The sequence below is a fragment of the Streptomyces sp. AC627_RSS907 genome, assembly GCF_019049165.1.
This window is the reverse complement of sequence record NZ_JAGMUE010000960.1, coordinates 1-564: the sequence shown is the minus strand read 5'-3', so window position 1 is coordinate 564 and position 564 is coordinate 1. Positions and strand designations below refer to the sequence as shown.

Annotated in this window: 1 protein-coding gene; it reads right to left on the bottom strand. The window is 72.7% G+C overall.

Annotation, left to right across the window (positions count from 1 at the left end; translation table 11 throughout):
- On the bottom strand, positions 1–564 hold a 564-nt coding region (locus KUM32_RS39660), incomplete at both ends, for an FAD-dependent monooxygenase (RefSeq protein WP_217146586.1).

Genomic DNA, 564 nt, shown 5'->3' with positions numbered 1-564 from the left:
CCCCGGCGTCGTGCACGAGGTCGGTGACCCACGCGGCGTACGCCTGGTAGTTCCACACGTGCCTCAGGCAGGTCGCGGAGTACGCCTCCAGCAGGCTCGCGTCCCGCTCCGTGGACCACGTCAGGATGGCCGTGGCGAGGACGCCGGCGTCGTGCAGGGCCAGGTTCATGCCCTTGCCGCCCGTGGGCGGCACGACGTGCGCGGCGTCGCCGAGCAGGAACAGGCGGCCGTGGCGCATCGGCTCGTGGACGACGCTACGCAGCGGCACCAGCGTCTTGCTGGTGATCGGCCCTCGCGCGGCGACCGACTCCCCGAAGCGCGTCTCGATCTCCCCCCAGACCCGATCGTCCGGCCACTCCTCGACGACGGTGTCCAGCGGGCACTGGAGGTAGCAGCGGCTCGCCCCCGGGCCGCGCGGGAACTGGCTGGCGAAGCCCCGGTCGTGAATCGCCATCGTGGTCTGACGGCTGGCGGGGGCATCGGCCAGTACGGACAGCCAGGCGGACCCGAAGTTCCGGGAGTAGCTGGTCAGCGCCCCGGCGGGGACGCTGGTCCGGCTGATGC